This is a genomic window from Candidatus Limnocylindria bacterium (assembly GCA_036523395.1).
Taxonomy (GTDB): Bacteria; Chloroflexota; Limnocylindria; order P2-11E; family P2-11E; genus CF-39.
This window is the reverse complement of the sequence record DATDEH010000060.1, coordinates 1-14,759: the sequence shown is the minus strand read 5'-3', so window position 1 is coordinate 14,759 and position 14,759 is coordinate 1. Positions and strand designations below refer to the sequence as shown.

General features: G+C 68.4%; 17 protein-coding genes. 7 read left to right on the top strand and 10 right to left on the bottom strand.

All coding sequences use genetic code 11. From position 1 onward, the window contains the following. From VI056_08250 to VI056_08240, 3 genes are read left to right on the top strand one after another with little or no spacing between them, the layout of a single operon-like run. Entirely contained in the window at window positions 1–1,776 is a 1,776-nt protein-coding gene (locus tag VI056_08250) for a hypothetical protein (GenBank protein HEY6203021.1), read from the top strand. Continuing rightward, window positions 1,776–2,363 carry a hypothetical protein gene (locus VI056_08245; protein ID HEY6203020.1) on the top strand — a complete coding sequence of 196 codons (588 nt, stop codon included), beginning with the start codon at window positions 1,776–1,778 and terminating at the stop codon, window positions 2,361–2,363. Before VI056_08250 ends, VI056_08245 begins: the two co-directional genes overlap by 1 nt. Next, entirely contained in the window at window positions 2,360–3,712 is a 1,353-nt protein-coding gene (locus tag VI056_08240) for a proton-conducting transporter membrane subunit (GenBank protein ID HEY6203019.1), read from the top strand. Before VI056_08245 ends, VI056_08240 begins: the two co-directional genes overlap by 4 nt. Window positions 3,713–3,730: 18 nt before the next feature. Here VI056_08240 and VI056_08235 read toward each other — a convergent pair whose 3' ends face one another. Genes VI056_08235 through VI056_08215 form a run of 5 tightly spaced genes read right to left on the bottom strand, consistent with a single transcriptional unit; the run spans window position 3,731 to window position 6,502 of the window. After that, on the bottom strand, window positions 3,731–3,940 hold the full coding sequence (locus tag VI056_08235) for a M23 family metallopeptidase (GenBank protein HEY6203018.1): 210 nt from the start codon (window positions 3,938–3,940) through the stop codon (window positions 3,731–3,733). A 54-nt stretch (window positions 3,941–3,994) separates the two neighbouring features. Next, on the bottom strand, window positions 3,995–4,222 hold the full coding sequence (locus VI056_08230; GenBank protein ID HEY6203017.1) for a hypothetical protein: 228 nt from the start codon (window positions 4,220–4,222) through the stop codon (window positions 3,995–3,997). A gap of 26 nt (window positions 4,223–4,248) precedes the next feature. Beyond that, complete coding sequence (locus tag VI056_08225; GenBank protein ID HEY6203016.1) at window positions 4,249–4,683, bottom strand: pyridoxamine 5'-phosphate oxidase family protein; 435 nt, start codon at window positions 4,681–4,683, stop codon at window positions 4,249–4,251. A gap of 59 nt (window positions 4,684–4,742) precedes the next feature. Further along, on the bottom strand, window positions 4,743–5,201 hold the full coding sequence (ndk, locus tag VI056_08220) for a nucleoside-diphosphate kinase (protein ID HEY6203015.1): 459 nt from the start codon (window positions 5,199–5,201) through the stop codon (window positions 4,743–4,745). A gap of 11 nt (window positions 5,202–5,212) precedes the next feature. Then, window positions 5,213–6,502 (bottom strand): pitrilysin family protein, encoded by a 1,290-nt coding sequence (locus VI056_08215; protein HEY6203014.1) that lies wholly within the window; start codon window positions 6,500–6,502, stop codon window positions 5,213–5,215. 44 nt (window positions 6,503–6,546) lie between these two features. Between VI056_08215 and VI056_08210 the strand changes: the two genes are divergently transcribed. Next, window positions 6,547–6,786: a hypothetical protein gene (locus VI056_08210; GenBank protein ID HEY6203013.1), complete on the top strand. Its 240-nt coding sequence runs from the start codon at window positions 6,547–6,549 to the stop codon at window positions 6,784–6,786. On the opposite strand, the gene VI056_08205 is transcribed toward VI056_08210, so the two are convergent. Continuing rightward, entirely contained in the window at window positions 6,783–7,628 is an 846-nt protein-coding gene (locus VI056_08205) for a CAP domain-containing protein (protein HEY6203012.1), read from the bottom strand. The genes VI056_08210 and VI056_08205 overlap by 4 nt on opposite strands. Next, window positions 7,625–8,575, bottom strand: a complete 951-nt coding sequence (locus VI056_08200; protein HEY6203011.1) for a hypothetical protein — start codon at window positions 8,573–8,575, stop codon at window positions 7,625–7,627. Before VI056_08200 ends, VI056_08205 begins: the two co-directional genes overlap by 4 nt. Window positions 8,576–8,648: 73 nt before the next feature. On the opposite strand from VI056_08200, the gene VI056_08195 reads away from it, so the two are divergent. Genes VI056_08195 through VI056_08185 form a run of 3 tightly spaced genes read left to right on the top strand, consistent with a single transcriptional unit; the run spans window position 8,649 to window position 12,376 of the window. Further along, complete coding sequence (locus VI056_08195; GenBank protein ID HEY6203010.1) at window positions 8,649–9,752, top strand: C39 family peptidase; 1,104 nt, start codon at window positions 8,649–8,651, stop codon at window positions 9,750–9,752. Then, window positions 9,749–10,480, top strand: a complete 732-nt coding sequence (locus VI056_08190) for an MBL fold metallo-hydrolase (protein ID HEY6203009.1) — start codon at window positions 9,749–9,751, stop codon at window positions 10,478–10,480. Before VI056_08195 ends, VI056_08190 begins: the two co-directional genes overlap by 4 nt. 45 nt (window positions 10,481–10,525) lie before the next feature. Beyond that, window positions 10,526–12,376, top strand: a complete 1,851-nt coding sequence (locus VI056_08185; GenBank protein ID HEY6203008.1) for an endonuclease/exonuclease/phosphatase family protein — start codon at window positions 10,526–10,528, stop codon at window positions 12,374–12,376. Between the two features lie 3 nt (window positions 12,377–12,379). Here the strand turns inward: VI056_08185 and VI056_08180 are convergent, their stop codons facing one another. From VI056_08180 to VI056_08170, 3 genes are all read right to left on the bottom strand, one after another. Next, window positions 12,380–13,564 (bottom strand): aminotransferase class I/II-fold pyridoxal phosphate-dependent enzyme, encoded by a 1,185-nt coding sequence (locus VI056_08180; GenBank protein HEY6203007.1) that lies wholly within the window; start codon window positions 13,562–13,564, stop codon window positions 12,380–12,382. Continuing rightward, window positions 13,564–14,511, bottom strand: coding sequence for a D-2-hydroxyacid dehydrogenase (locus VI056_08175; protein ID HEY6203006.1), 948 nt, complete (start codon window positions 14,509–14,511; stop codon window positions 13,564–13,566). The genes VI056_08180 and VI056_08175 overlap by 1 nt, the downstream gene beginning before the upstream one ends. Further along, window positions 14,508–14,759: hypothetical protein (locus VI056_08170; GenBank protein HEY6203005.1), on the bottom strand; the 252-nt coding region annotated here is incomplete at its 5' end. The genes VI056_08175 and VI056_08170, both read right to left, overlap by 4 nt.

The window sequence follows — 14,759 nt, the reverse complement described above, 5'->3', positions numbered from 1 at the left end:
GTGCTCGTGCGAGCCGAACTGATCCTCTTCGTTGTGGCTCTGTCACTTTCCGCGCTCGCGTTCGCATTTGTCATGCCGCGTCGAGCGCGTCGTTGGCGGATACCGTTGGCCGTGGCCTGCTGCGCGATCGCGGGCCTTGCACCACTCCTTATGTACGTCGCGCTCGATCCCGAACGCGCGCGTGGACAGGCGCTGTGGGAATGGTCGGCGGTGGGGGGACCGACCATCCAAGCCTCGTATCGCCTGGATGGTCTCGCTGCCATTGGCCTTGCGATCGGCGCCCTCTATGTCGCGGCTGCTCTGGTGGCCACGACACGTGTGAGTGCTCGGCACCAGCTCTTGCGACCGGTGATCCTCTTGAACGGTCTCATCTTCATCACACTCGCCGTCACCGACGACCTGATCGCCGACATCGTCGTTCTCGGTGCGCTCGCGGCAAGCACGTCGTTCATCGCGGTGCTCGTCTCGCCAGCGGCGGCGGTCGCGCGCGTCACCGGTTATCTCGCCGGCGGTGTTCAAGGTTTCGTCGTCGCTGCGCTTCTCATATCGAGATTCGGGGGCGCATCGTTCCGCTTCGACACGATCTCGCCGGAAGCGACAACGCCAGGCGTGATCCTCGCGGCATCGCTCGGCGCGGCCCTCTTCGCGGGTCTCTATCCGTTCGTCCCGTGGGGCTATCGCAGTGAGGAGACCGGCGAGCGCGAGAGTCTTCGCGGATTGCTCACGATGCCCGCGGGTCTTGGCGCGACGCTCGTGCTGTGCCGCCTACTCGGTGTGACGCGCATCGATCTTGCGACGCTCGGACTTCCCGCGATCGTCTCGCCGGCCCTCATCGCCGTCGTCGTCGCCGCGCTCGCGCTGCGCTTCGTCCTGCGGCGAGGCAAGCCCACACTGCGGCGGCGGATCGTGATCTCGCTGCTGGTGCTGGTACTCATCCTTGTCTACCCGTTCATTCACTGGAGCCAGCTCATCCTCCTCGCTTCGCTGCTGACGATCGCGTACACCGCAGCCGTCTCGTTGGCGCTGCCCGAGCAGTGGGCCGTATCGCGATACGACGTCGTCATCGCGGCGCTCTGGATCGCGCTCGCGACCGGGTCGCCGATGGCTCTCGCCGGCGCGTTCGTCGTGCTGGCGGGCGGCGGGCTCGCGGCCGTGACGGACGCGTTCTGGATGCCGCCACACCGCTCGTACATCACCGCGATGACCAGCTCAACCGTGGTCGTCGCCGGTGCGCTCACGATCGCAGTCGGCGCGTTCGATACGTCAGATCTCCTCACAGCGGTCCTGGCCATCGTCGCAGCCGGTGCCGTCGTCGGGCTCGAGCTCGCGCATGTAGGCAGACGGCTCAGCATCGCAGCCGTTCCCGCCGACCTGGACATCTCGGCATCGATCGCGTCGTTCCTCGGCACGGTCATGGTCGTTCTCGCGCTCACGCTGCCGGTCGTCGATGCGATGTCCGACGCGATGGGCCGACCCAACACGCGAAGCCTCGACGAGCTTGTGACGCTGGTACCGGTCGTTGCGATCGTCGCGACACTTCTGGTCGTCGTGGCACGCGCGGTACGCGCCCTCCTACCCGAGCTGACCCCGCTCAGCACGCGGCTCGAAGCCGTGGTCTCCGCCGCCGATCCGGTCCCCATCGCGTCCTCGTCATTCCGCGCGCTGGCCGGATCGGCGACGACCGTATCCGGTATCTTCGCGGCCTTCGAGGAACGCGCCGGGGTCTGGCTCGCGCTCACGCTCATCGCCACGCTCCTCGTCTGGGCGCTGCGCTGATGCTGTTGCTCGCGATCGTCGCGGTCACAACGCTCGCGGCGAACAGCGCGCGCCAGCTGCGCTACATGGCGATCGCGTTCTTTGGCGTCGCGCTCGCTGCGCATCTCATCGACGACGGCAGCCTCGCTGTGGCACAGGTCGTGGTCTCGGCCTGTGCCGCGCTCGTGGCTTCGGCGATCCTCTTCGTCGCGGCCCGCGATCGGCGGTACGGCGAAGATCCCGGATGGCGGCTCTGGATCGCGACGGTCGTGGCCGCAGCGACGACGGCGGCAGCGTTCGTGTTCCTGCGTCCCGAGACGGGCGATGAGATCAACACGAATCTCCTCGGCCCGGATCCGAGCGGCGTGACGACCGAGGTGGCCGCGTTCTGGCTCCTCTCCTCGGGCATCGCGATCCTGCTGACGGCGCGGGGAGCCGTCCGCGGTTCGCTCGGTGCGCTGCTCATGCTCACGGGGACGCAGCTGCTGGTGCGCCTCGTACCCGGCCCGCATCTCGCGTTGACGCTGCTGTTCTCGTGGCTCCAGGTGGTCGTCGCGCTGGCAGGGGCATTCCTCATCGTCAACCAGAGGGCGGCGCGCGAGGCGTGATCGAGGTCGTCTCGCTCCTCGGCGTCGCGGCGCTCGTCGCGTTTGGCGTCCGCAAGCGACTTGCGGTCGTGGGGACGGTGACGCTCGCGGCGCTCGTGGCTGCGATCGCAGTCGTCGCGCTCATGCCGACGGATGCATCGGGCGAGGTGCTCGAGCTGCCCTGGCGCATGTCGGAACTGGCACGCCTCGCCGCGGTCGTCATGCTGGGAACGCTCTGCCTCCTGGTGCTCGCGGTATGGGTCGACGAGCCCGCGTACAACTTCTTCCCGACCGCCCTTGTCGTCGCCGCGGTCGTGATCGCGGTACTCGTCCTCACCACACCGATCGCGATCTACGCCACGCTGCTGCTCGGGCTGCTCGTTCCGGTCGGCTCGTTCACCTTCCAGGTGCACCGCAACCGGAGCGCGGAGGCGGCCTACCGCCACTTCAGCTTCGTGGCGCTCGGCGGCTGCCTGGGCATGGCGGCGCTGGCCCTCTCAGCGAGCCTCGGACGCGACCAGCCCCCCGCGACGTTCGTGCTCCTCGTCGTGATCATCGTCGTCGCGTTCGCGCTCAAGCTCGCGGCGATCCCGTTCCACACGCACGCCGCGCTACTCGCGTCGGAGGTCCCCGCGTCCGCGCTCGCGCTCTACTTCGGCGTGCTCGTGCCGACGACCTTCATCGCGTTCGCGCAGATCCTCGTGCTATCCGGTCTGCTCCCGGCGATCGTGCAGATCGGAAAGGTGCAGGACCTGCTCCTCGCGCTCGGGCTCGTGTCCGCGCTCGGCGGGGCGTTCCTCGCCACCGGGTCCACCGAGCTGCGGCGCGTGGCGGTGTACTCAGTGATCGCGAACCTCGGTCAGGCGCTCGTGGGGATCGCGACGCTGTCCGGCCCCGGGATCATCGGCGCGATGGCGATCGCACTCGTGACCGGCCTCGCCGCAACACAGCAGCTCCTCGCCGCCGGGACGCTCGAGCGTCGCGCCGGCGCGGACCGCCCGAGTGCGACGACCGCACCGCTCGCCGCGCTCGCGTTCGTGGTCGGAGGCTTCGCGATGATCGGCGCGCCGCCGCTCGTTGCGTTCCCAGGCCACTTCTTTGTCGAGCTCATCGCGTACTCGTATTCGGGCTGGATGGGCACCGCGCTCGTCGTCGCGACCCTCGGCGTTCTCGTCGCGCAGCTGCGCGCGGCGATGGCGATCTTCCGCACCGCACCCGACCGCTGGCGCATCGAGCGCCGACCGATCGCCGGGATCGTCGGCGGGTTCGTGTTCGCGGCGCTACTGATCGGTGGCGTGCAGCCGGACGGCTTCCTGCAACCCATCGCGGCGTTCGCGGACGAATTCCTTCGCGCGCTGCATCCGCTCTAGGCGTGCGGGTCCCCCGCGCTAACGCGAGGTAAGCAGCGGGAGCGGATCGATCGGCTGACCGGCACGCAGCACGGCGAAGTGAAGGTGCGGGCCGGTCGTGATGCCGGTGAGTCCGACGAAGCCGATCACCTGACCTGCCCGGACCGCATCCCCGATACGCACCGGCGGACGCGCGAACGTGTCGTCGAGATGCGCGTAGACGGAAACGAGGCCGCCGGCATGCGCGATGATCGAGAGCGCTCATACACCGGACGCAAGTCCACCCGACGGACGAGCGCGTCGCTAGCGGAGGCTCGGTTCCTCGATCTCCCAGCCATCGACCCGCAGCCGCTCGCGCTCTTTCTCGAGATCCTTGTAGCGCCCGATCTCGGTCCAGGGCTTGTCGTCGACCGGCGTGCCGGGATTGATCCGCTGCATGACACGCTGGTCGGAACGAAGCTCGCGTACGACGAGCTGTCTTTCGCCATGGCCGACACGCAGCAGAAGTGACGCGCGAAGTAACGTCGCCATGCTCCCCTACCCCCTACCCACAGCCGCTAGAACGTGAAGCGGGTCCCAGACGCGGTGAAGTGTTTCACATCGAAGGCGATGATCTTCGAGGGTTTAGCGCGGAAGACGTGACCTTTCTCGTACTGCTCGGGTTTAGGCCGGTAATCGAAGGCCCGCCCGTATTTCCTGGCGTACTGGCCAGCGATCTTCTTCGCGACGGCTGGCGCCGCGCCACGCACCACCTCGACGGTGCCCTGTCCGAAGAGCGCTCGCGTTCCGGTCTGTGTCCCGAACGCGACGCGCGGATCTCGTGCGAGGTTCAGGGCCCAGTGCGTGCGCTCGCTGCCCTCGAAGTACAGGTGATCGTCGACCCAGGCGGCCCACTGCTGCACGAGATGCGGGCGACCATCGGCGTCGGTCGTCGAGATCCAGTAGTAACGGCCGTTGTGAAGGATCTTCTCGACATCGGTCCACGCGAGCATGCCTTTCGGGCCACGCGTGATGTAGCCCTTCGGGATACTCGGGCGGTCGCGCTTGGGAGTCAGGCCTTGTCCTCGGTCATCCAGCGCTCCACGTCGCGCGTGTAGTCGACGACGCCGTCGGAGAACCACAGCGCGATCTCGCTTTTCGCGGTCTCTGGCGCGTCGCTCGCATGGACGAGGTTGCGCAGCCCGACGAGCGCGTAATCGCCACGGATCGTGCCCGGCGCGGCCTCGTGGGGCCGGGTCGCCCCGACCATCGCGCGGACAACGGCGATCGCGTTCGGCCCCTCGAGCACCATCGCGACCACCGGCGACGAGCTGATCACCTTCACGAGGTCGTCGTAGAAGAACTTCCCCTTGTGGACCGCGTAATGCTTCTCGGCCATCGCGCGGTCGACGCGAAGCAAACGGAGAGCCGCGATGCGCAGACCGCGGCGCTCGAAGCGCGTCAGGATCTCACCCGAGATACCGCGCTGCACCGCATCGGGCTTCAGCACGACGAGGGTGCGCTCGACGATCTGCTCGGGGCTCAGGAGGCGATCTCCATCACGACCTCGGCGCCCTCAGGCGCGCGGACCGTGGCGACCGCGGCGCGGGGGCCGACCGCGGAGACGTATGCGAGGTCAGGTCGCAGGTACTGCTGCGCCGCTCGTTGGATGTCCTCGGCGCTGACGCTGTCGATGATGTCGCACACCTCTTCGACGGTCCGCACGCGGTCGAGGAACAGCTCCTGCCCCGCCAGCCAGTTCGACACACCCCGCGTGTCCTCGAGGCGCAACTCGAGACGTCCCTTGTTGAAGTCGCGCACACGTTCGAGCTCGTCGGGCGGCACGATCTCGTCGCGGAGGCGCGCGACCTGCGCGAGCGCGGCGTCGACCACCTCGCCGATCCGATCGGGCGCGATGCCCGCGTAGATGACCTCGTGGCCCGCGTCGAGGTAGTTCGACGAGAACGAATGCACGTCGTATGCGAGCGCGCGCTTCTCGCGAAGCTCCAGGAAGAGCCGGCTCGACATGCCCTCACCGAGGATCGCGTTGAGCATGTCGAGCGTGTACTTGTCAGAATGCACCTGCGGGACGCCGCGCCAGCCGATGCACACGTGCGCCTGCTCCGTCCGCTTGCCGAGGAGCTTCACGCGCGTCTTCGAGGGCTTTGGCGCGGGCTTGAGGCGCGGCGGCTTGCGGTCGGCGATCGGCGCGAACAGCTCCGCGATCGCATCCGACACCTCGTTCGCGTCCACCTTGCCGGCGAGCGCGATGACGATCTTCTTCGGCGCGTAACCGCGGTCCATGAAGTCGCGGATCTGGTCGGCCTTCATTCCGAGCACGACCTGCTCGCGGCCCGCGACCTCCCAGCCGAGCGGATGGTTCGGATACAGGAGCTCGTCGACAAGCGTGTGGACGCGGTCCTGTGGTTGATCGCGGTACATCCGAAGCTCTTCGACGATGACCTTCTTCTCAGACTCGACGTCCGACTCGCGCAGCAGCGGCGCGAGGACCATGTCCGCGACGACATCGAGCGCGATGCGCCAGTGCCGTGCCGGCACGCGCGTCCAGAAGACGGTGACCTCTTTGTCCGTCGCGGCATTTACGACGCCGCCGCGGCTCTCGATCTCCATGCTGATGTCGGCGGCGGTCGGACGTTTCGCCGTTCCTTTGAACACCATGTGCTCGAGGAAATGGCTCGTCCCTGCATCCTTGCGGCTCTCCATGCGCGAGCCCGCGCCGACGAACACCGCCAGCGACGCCGAGCGCGTCTCCGGCATCTCCGAGACGAGGATCCGCACGCCGTTCGGTAGGGTGCGCTTCAGGTACTCCACCGTGCCGAACGCTAGCATTGCGAGAGGTCAACCGTGACGCGAGCGTGAGGAGGGACTCAGCTCTGACTGGCCGTTCCGATGCCCTCATCCACTTCCTGTGCGTGCTCCCGGAGCACCTCCGCGACCCGCAACTCGAGAGCGACCACATCACGGTCGTGGATGGCCGCTGGGCGTTTTGCGCCATGAATGTGCGGGCGGAGCAGCACGCGTGGGAGCCCACCGGAGGGATCACGCGGGGCGATGTCGCGCAGCAGCTCGCCCAGCGCCGAGGTCAGAAGACCTAGCGGCAGAACGCCATCGTGATGTAGACCGCGTCCGGTCCCTGGACCGCGCCGATGCCGACGCGACGGAAGTTCGGATCCATGATGTTCGTGCGGTGGTTGATCGGCTCCCACGGCTCGGCCATGAACTCTCGATGCAGAACTTCCACGCCGCCGCTCCACACCTTGCCGGTGTTCTCGCCGTACCAGCCGGTCCCGCACGCGGGCACGTAGCGCGAATGCGCCGTGCCGTCAGGGCCGTCGTGATAGACGTAGCGGACCTGCGCCTCGGCGGCGCTGTGCTTACGCGCGACATCGGACACGCCGGTGTCGAGCGCGAGCGGGACAAGGCCCGCCTGCATCCGAGACGTGTTCATCAGGTAGAGCATCCGTAGCTCGGCTTCGACGGTCGTCGGGGAGGTCGTGATCGCCGGAGCCGCGGCTATCGGTCGCGGCGCGGCCGTCGGATCGGGCCGCGGCTGCGGCGTCGTCTCCGCGACCAGCGGCGGCGCCGCTTCGGGTGCCCCATCCGCCGGCGCGACGGCGGTATCCGCCACGGGCTCAGGTAGCGCGCCGCTGGCGTCGCTGACGAGCTCCGCGTCACGTACCGGCGCGGTCGCCGCTAGATCGACCGCGGCCACATCCAGCGCGAGGTTGATGGTCATGAGGCGGTCGCCCCGTGCGGCCAGTGCGACACGTGCGACGGTCTCACTCGTCGGCGCTGCCGCGGCATCCACAGATGGCTTGGATGCGAACACGTCGTGGAACACATCGCCGATCACGGCGATGGCGACGATCTGCACCACGAGGGCGACGGCTATCGCGAGGGACCGAAGCGTCGTGTCGAACGTGCTGGCGCGGATCACTCGGCCGCTGCGCTCAGTGCGCCGTAGCTGACGAGCAGGTCTGCCCCCGCGCGCCGCGCGGCAGCGAAGGTCTCGCGCTCGGCGTCCGTGCGATCTTGCGAGTCATCGGGCGTGACGAAGAACGCGTGCTCGTCGGCCGTGAAGAACGAGATCACCGGTCGGTCGACGGTCTCGGACACGCGCGTCACGAGGTCGAGCGTGACGAGCCCTGGTTTCAGGACGATCGCGTCCGCGCCCGCCGCGACCTCGCGAGCGGCTCTCGTGCGCGCTCCGTCGCGATCGTCGACCGCGATCAGCGGCACGGCGCGCTCGGTCACCGGGACCGCCTCCACCGCGACGCGATGGGCTTCGTACAGAACGCTCTGGAGCTTGACCATCGCGGCGATCGGCAGCTCGGGCCGTCCCGCGGAGGAGACCGCCGCGCGAAGCGCGCGCACGCTGCCCTCGAGCATCCCCGAAGGTATGAGCAGGTCGGCGCCGGCGTCAGCATGCACCGCGGCGATCTCGGCGAGCCGATCGAGGGTTCCGGCGACGTTCGCCTGACCGTCCGCGAAGAGGACGCACTGGCCGTGCGGCGTATACGCGCAGACGCAAACATCGGTCGCGACCGCGAGGTCAGGCGCTGCATCTTTCACCGCGTGGATGGCTCGGGCGACGATCTGGTCGCGCTCGCTCGCAAGAAGTGCGTGTTCGTCCTTGCGATCCGACGCGGCGAAGATGAGGAAACCCGCGAGGCCCGCTGAGGAGGCTTCGCGCGCGTCGCGCACGAGCTCCGTTAAGGAGAGGCGCTCGAGGAACGGCACATCAGGAACGCGCTCGCGGTCCTCGACGCGCGCGGAAACGATGACCGGTTGGATGAGGCGCCCCACGATCTCGGGCGCGCCGAGTGCGCGGGACCACAGCGGGTGGTCGCGCAGCCGGCCGCGGACCAGCGTGGTCGGGCTCATCGCCGGATGGTACGTGTCTGGGACGCGGCCGGACTCGTCGGTGACCGGCCGGAGGGCTACCCTATGGACACATATGAGAGGTCGGGGTGCTTCCGCTGCCGTCTCTGCCCTGACCATCGCCGTTGTTCTCGCGGCGGGCGTGGCCCTGCGGCCCGTCGAAGCGGCGGAGAGCGCGGCCATCGTTGATACGACACCGACCGAGGATCTCGCGGCGAGCGTCACCGTTACCGAGCCCATGGTCGCGGTGAGCGCCCCCGTTCCGGTGATCGTCGACGAGGTCCTCCCCACGCCGGTCGCGGCTCCCGCGCGCGCGGTGTTCCCCGAGATGAAGCACGTGTGGCAGTCGCTCAACAACTGCGGACCGGCCGCGGTCGTGATGGCGCTCTCGACGCTCGGCGTCGACGCGAACCAGGAGACCGCGCGCCTCGCCCTGCGGGGGACCGACGTGCGCCGCGGGATGGGTCCGCAGGGTGTCGGCCCGTGGGTGAAGGACAACTTCGATCTTCGCTCGACGTGGCGCAACGGCGGCACGATCGACACGATCAAGGCACTCGTCGCGAACGGCTTCGCTCCCATGGTCACGCAGTGGATGCAGGATCCCTGGGTCTCGCGCATCGCGCACTGGCGCACGGTACGCGGCTATGACGACGCGACGAGCGTCGTGTACGTGAACGACTCGATGCTCGGCAACATGGTGTCGCTCCCATACGAGTGGTTCGGACGCAACTGGCAGTCGTTCAGCTATCGCTACATGGTCATCTACCGGCCTCAGGACGAGGAGCTCCTGAGGGCGATCATGGGTCCGCAGGTGAGCGACGTGGTCATGCGGCGCGACCTGTACGAGCGCGCGAAAAAGGAAGCGCTGACGCAGAACACGAACTTCTCGTGGCTCGCATACGGCGAGGCCGCGTACTCGTTCGGGATGTTCGAGGAGGCGGTCGCCGCGTTCGAGAAGGGTCTCTCGATGGGGTCGGCGAGCGGTGTCTTCGGTCTACGCAACTCCTACCCGCAGGCGCTGCGCGCGCTCGGGCGGCAGCAGGACGCCGAGCGGGCAGCGCAGCAGCTGAGCAACGTCAGCACAGTTCCGTCGTCCGGAGTTGTCGCTCCGCCGGATCCGTACGCGCTGTATCTCGCGATGCTGCGCATCACTCCGTTCGAGCAGATCCCGACCGAGTGACGCGCGTCCGCTTCATCGGAAGCGGCGACTCGTTCGCCAGCGGCGGGCGCTTCCAGACGTGCATCCTCGTCGACGCCGATGGCTACCGTTCTCTCATCGACTGTGGCGCGACATCGCTCGTCGCGCTGAAGCGAGCCGGCGTCGACCCTGGCTCCATCGATGCCGTTTTGCTCACGCACTTCCACGGTGACCACTGCGGCGGTGTTCCGTACCTGATCCTCGACGGCCAGTTCACGAAGCGCGAGCGGCCGCTCGCCGTCGCGGGTCCACCCGGCGTGCGCGAACGGATGACGGCCGTGTTCGAGGCGGCGCTGCCGACGTCATCACGAACGGAGCAGCGCTTCGGCGTCACATACGTCGAGCTCGGCGAGAAGGCAACGCGGATCGGTCCGCTCGAGGTCGTCGCGATGCCGGTCGCGCACCTGCCCGAGACGGTGCCTCACGGACTCCGTGCGCGCGTCGACGGCCGCGTCGTCGCGTACACGGGCGATACGGAGTGGTGCGGCGCCTTACCCAGGCTTGCCGACGCCGCCGACCTCTTCATCGCCGAGGCGTACTCCTTTGAGAAGCGCATCCCGCAACACCTGTCGCACGCGGATTTGCTTGCACATCGCAGCGACCTGCGGGCCAGGCGGATCGTGCTGACGCACGCCGGGGCGGAGACACTCGCGCGGCACGACAAGCTCGCGTGGCCACTCGCCGCCGACGGCACCGAGATCGAAATCTGAGTCGCGGCTGGCGGCCAGGCCAGCGCGTACCGATAATCGCGGCGCTTGCAGACCGCACTCGTAATCGCCGGCGCCATCGGTTTCTGGCTCGGCATCCAGACGCTCCGCTTCTTCTTCGCGATGGTCGTGTGGAACGTCGCGGAGGATCAGCTTCCGACGATCGTCGGGCTCGTCGCGCTCGCCGTCTGGTCGGTCGGGCTCCTGGGCTGGGTGGCAGCACGCATCGCGGGCGGCCCGCGTCCGGTGTACCGGTGGGCCGCGCTGCTCGGGGTCCTCATCGTCGTGCGCCAGGTCGTGAGCGACGAAGCGGCGACCGCGGCCCTCGCGTTCGCAGGCGTGATCGTCTGGCTCTGGTGGCTCCCCGCGTATGTCAACGAAGCCGCGCGACACGGCGCATCGAGACTCGTCGCGCTCGCGGCGGTCCTCGGGATCGCCGCGCAGGTCGCGGGACAGCTCGCGCTGCACGGCCTGGACGTGCCGTACCTCGTCGGTGCCGGAGGCTGGGTCGCCGCCATCGTGCTCGCGGCGCTGTTCATCCTCGTCACCCGCGTGGCGGCGCAGGAGGCTGACTGCCCGCCGGCCGGCACATCGTGGGGCGCGATCGCGATCGGTCCGTTCCTGTTCCTGCAGCTCACGCTCCTGGCGAATATCGGGTTCATCGAAGCGCTCGGCGGCTGGGAGCTTGCGATCGCGGGTCTGGTGATCGAGCTGTCGCTCGTCGCCGCCGCTCTCGCGCTCATGTGGATCCCGGGTCGGGTGCCGATGGCGGTCGTAGGCGCGGTGACGCTGCTCTGCGTGCTCGCCGTGCCGCTCGGCGGCATCGCGACGTTCGCGGTCGTGCCCGCGCAGGCCGGCCTCGTCGTCGTGCTCACCGGCGCGCTCAGCGAATCGGGCGGGCGGCGCACGTACCTTGCGTCGTACGCAGGAGCGATGCTCTTCTTCGTCTTCACCTTCGCGGCCTACGCCGACTACGCGAACCGGACCGCGACGTTCGTGTGGCCCGTTGCGGTGGTCGCGGTCGCCCTTCTGGCGCTCGGGGCATCGGGCGCGGCGAGGGTACGCACAAGGAGGTCACCCATAGCGGCAGGCGTTGTCGGTCTCGTGGGCGTTCTGCTGAGCTTCGTGCCATCGAACACGGCGCAGGTCGCGGTCGCGCCGGCGTCGGGCGAGCTCACCGTGTTCGACTACAACATCCACCAGGGCTTCGACCTGCACGGCCTGCCCGCGTTGCCGCGCGTCGCCGATGTGATCGCGGCGAGCAATCCCGACGTCATCACGCTCCAGGAAGTGAATCGCGTCTGGGATCTGGCGGGCGGCGTCGACAGCTACTCGTGGCTGCGATGGCGGTTCGGCGGATACCAGAGCGTGTTCGGAGCGATGAACGGCGTGCACTTCGGCAACGCGATCTTCAGCCGCTACCGCATCGCCAACTCAGGCACGGTGCACTTTCCCATCGCGGCGAGCGGTATTCCTCGTGGCTTCGCGTGGGCGCTGATCGCCGCTCCGGCCGGCGACGTGTTCGTGACCGCGACGCACCTGACCCCGTACGACCGCGGCCAGGAGATACGAGAGCGGGGCGAGCAAGCCGCCGCCATCACCGCCTTCGCGACCAACTACGGCCGCGGGCGCGCGATCCACGCCGGCGACTACAACGACGATCGCAGCAAACCCGCGGTGACGACGATGGTCGCCGCTGGCCTGATCGACGCGCTGGCCGGTCAAGGACTTGGGGCAGCGATGACCTTCACGTCATCGGGGAGCCCGTTCGATCCGCCCGGCGAGGAGCAGCTCGACTACATCTTCGTGACGAAGGACATCGAGGTGTTGAGCGCGCAGATCCTTCAAGTGACGACGTCGGACCACCGCCCGCTCGTCGTGCGGGTGCGCTTCCGCTGACGGCTAGCGCCGCTTCGCCGCGAGCTCCCGTGTCCGCATCAGGCGCTCGGCCGCGGCGGCGAGCACGTCGTGCGTCTTGCAGAACGTAAAGCGGATGAGGTGTTTCCCAAGCGCAGGCTCCGAATAGAAGGAGGAGCCCGGCACGCCGGCGACGCCGACCTCTGACACGAGCCAGTGCGCGAACTCGGTGTCGTCGTCGAAGCCGAACGGCGTGATGTCGCAGAGGACGTAGTACGCGCCCTCCGGCTTGCGGGGAGCGAACCCCGCCGATTCGAGCGCAGGCACGAGGAGATCGCGGCGCTTGCGATATTCGGCGCTGAGCGAGGCATAGTACGGACGACCCAGCGCGAGGCCGGCCGCGACCGCTTCCTGCAGCGGTGCCGGTGCCCCGACGGTCACGAAGTCGTGCACCTTGCGGATCCCCGCGGTGAGCTCCGGCGGCGCGACGATCCAGCCGACGCGCCAGCCCGTGACCGAGAACGTCTTGCTCGCGCCCGAGATCGTCACCGTGCGCTCGGCCATGCCGGGCAGCGTCGCCATCGGGAAGTGCTCGCCCTCGTAGCGGATGTGCTCGTAGATCTCGTCGGTCACGGCGACGACGTCGTGCTCGATGCAGAGCGATGCGATGAAGGTGAGCTCGTCGCGCGTGAACACGCGGCCGGTGGGATTGTTCGGCGTGTTCACGATGATCGCCTTCGTGCGGGGACCGAACGCCTTGCGCAGCTCGTCGCGATCGAACACGTTCTCAGGCGGCCGCAGCGCGACGTACACCGGGCGCGCGCCGGCGATGTCGGCGTCTGGGCCGTAGTTCTCGTAGAACGGCTCGAGCACGATGACCTCGTCGCCGGGATCGACGAGCGCGAGAAGGGTCGAGATCATCGCCTCGGTCGCCCCGCAGGTCACGGTGAGCATCGTCTCGGGGTCCACGGCCATCCCATAAAGATCGGCGTAGGTCCGCGACAGCGCGTCGCGCAGGGACTTGGCGCCCCAGGTGATCGCGTACTGGTTGATGTCCGCGTCGATCGCGCGCTTCGCGGCGTCTTTGAGCGCCTGCGGCGCGGCGAAGTTGGGGAAGCCCTGCGCGAGATTGATGCCGCCGTGGACGGCGTTGAGCCGCGTCATCTCGCGGATGACGGACTCGGTGAACCCCGCCGTGCGCGCCGCGAGCTTCACGCGCGCGGTGCGCATCAGTACCCCGCCTCGAGGTCGACGCGGTTGAGCAGCGGCTCGTTCGCTTTGAAGCGCCGCAGGTTCTCGACGAAGAGCGCGACGGTGCGCTCGCGCACGTGAGGCGACGAGTTCGACGAATGCGGGCTGATGATCACGTTCTCGAGCGCCCACAGTGGATGATCCACGGGCAGCGGCTCGGTGCTGAACGCGTCGATACCCGCGCCGCCGAGCTTCCCTTGCTGCAATGCGTCGACGAGCGCGGCCTCGTCCACGATCGCACCGCGCGCGATGTTCACGATCCACGCGGTCTTCTTCATCCCGCCGATGACGTCGCGTGACACCGCGCCGCGCGTCGCGGCGGTAAGCGGCGCGGCCACCGCGAGGTAGTCGGCCTCGGCTGCCACCTCCGCGAGCATCTCCGGCGGCACGATGCGTTCGACGCCGGGAGCCGGCTCGACGCGGCGGCGCACGCCGATGACGCGCATGCCGAACGCTGCCCCGAGCCGGGCGATCTCCGCCCCGATGCTGCCCAGGCCGTACACCACGAGCGTCGCACCGCGGATCTCGTCCTGCCGGTGGTCCTTCCAGTTGCGTCGCGACTGTTGATCGCGGTAGACATGCAACCGCTTCGCGCCGGCGAGAATGAAGGCCATCGCGTGCTCGGCGATCTGGATGTCGTACGAGCCGCTGTTGTTCGTGAGCGTGATGCCTCGCGCGCGGAACTCCGGAACGCCCACGAGGTCCTCGACGCCCGCGCCGACCGAGTGGTACCACTTCAGCTTGGGCGCCGCGTCGAAGAGCTTTCGAACGCGCGAGCCGTTGTTCGTGCCGATGCCGACCTCCGCTTCGGCCGCGGTCGCGAGCTCCGACTCATCCTTCGGGACCGCGACGTCGTCCTCCGTTAGCAGCTTCGGAAGCTCGTTGGCCATGCCGCCGAAGCCTGACCAGACCACGATCTTGGTCACTGGTACACCGCGGGCGCGTCGCGCTTCAGCGAGTCGGCCAGCATCGTGCGCTGTAGCAGCGACATGTCCTCCGGCAACGACGCAGGGTCGGTGAGCGCGACCTCAGGTGTCTCGACCGACGGTGTCGCATCGCCGCCGGTGATCCGCGCGCGGAAGCAGCAGATGTAGAACTGGTACGGCGAGATCCCCCCAAGGCTCTTGTTGTCGTAGACGCCGATGAGCCGCTCGAGCTCGGCGTGGAATCCCGT

Bases quoted from the DNA above. Each gene is read 5' to 3' on its own strand.
- VI056_08245 (HEY6203020.1), top strand. From the start codon at position 1,776: ATGCTGTTGCTCGCGATCGTCGCGGTCACAACGCTCGCGGCGAACAGC.
- VI056_08230 (HEY6203017.1), bottom strand. From the start codon at position 4,222: ATGGCGACGTTACTTCGCGCGTCACTTCTGCTGCGTGTCGGCCATGGC.
- VI056_08225 (HEY6203016.1), bottom strand. From the start codon at position 4,683: ATGCTCGCGTGGACCGATGTCGAGAAGATCCTTCACAACGGCCGTTAC.
- VI056_08200 (HEY6203011.1), bottom strand. From the start codon at position 8,575: ATGAGCCCGACCACGCTGGTCCGCGGCCGGCTGCGCGACCACCCGCTG.
- VI056_08195 (HEY6203010.1), top strand. From the start codon at position 8,649: ATGAGAGGTCGGGGTGCTTCCGCTGCCGTCTCTGCCCTGACCATCGCC.
- VI056_08180 (HEY6203007.1), bottom strand. From the start codon at position 13,564: ATGCGCACCGCGCGCGTGAAGCTCGCGGCGCGCACGGCGGGGTTCACC.